A 671-nucleotide genomic window follows, 5' to 3' on the forward strand; every position below is an offset into this window, starting at 1 on the left:
TCAGGACACCGGTCGACGTGCGTGCACGCGCCCATGCGGCCATCACGGCAGCGCTCAAGAGCGACGCGCTCAAGGAAAGCTTGGGTGTGGTCGGCCTGATTGCCACCAGCTCCACGCCCGAGGAAATGGCCCGTTCGCAGCAGGCCGAGTTCGAGCGCTGGGGTCCGCTGGTCAAGCAGATCGGTTTTACGGGCGATTCCTGATGACCCACCGGTATCGAATAGCATTCGGGTCGGGATTTTTCAGACGGGCTCAAGCCTGCACATAGTGATCGAACAATAGAGGAGACAAACATGCAAGATCGTCGCAATTTCGTCAAAGGCCTGGGCGCTGGAGCCGCCCTGGCCGCATTCGGCGGCATCGCCGGCCGTAGCGCCTATGCCCAGGGCAGCGGGCCACTGGAGCAGGTGCGCATCCTTTACGGCTTTCCCGCAGGCAGTGCCGGTGACTCGGTGGCGCGCCGTGTGGCGGAAAAGATCGGCGGCACCAGCTACTCCAAGAACATGGGCGTGGTGGAGAACAAGCCCGGTGCCGGTGGCCGCATCGCACTGGAGAATCTGCGCAACTCCGTGGGCGACGGCTCGGTCATCGTGCTGTCGCAGGTCTCGGCCTTCTCCATCTACCCGCATATCTATAGCAAGCTGACCTATCAGGCCAAGGATTTCGAGCCA

At 62.4% G+C, this 671-nt stretch carries 1 protein-coding gene and 1 pseudogene; both read left to right on the forward strand.

Translation table 11 applies throughout. The features are described 5' to 3' along the window. Window positions 1–203, forward strand: a pseudogene (locus AAIL67_RS24720) (twin-arginine translocation pathway signal protein); the annotation flags it as partial. A gap of 90 nt (window positions 204–293) precedes the next feature. Further along, a partial coding sequence (locus tag AAIL67_RS24725; RefSeq protein WP_343485404.1) for a tripartite tricarboxylate transporter substrate-binding protein occupies window positions 294–671 on the forward strand: 378 nt, incomplete at its 3' end.

It is taken from the genome of Comamonas sp. A7-5, from assembly GCF_039581385.1.
Classification (GTDB): Bacteria; Pseudomonadota; Gammaproteobacteria; order Burkholderiales; family Burkholderiaceae_C; genus Comamonas; species Comamonas thiooxydans.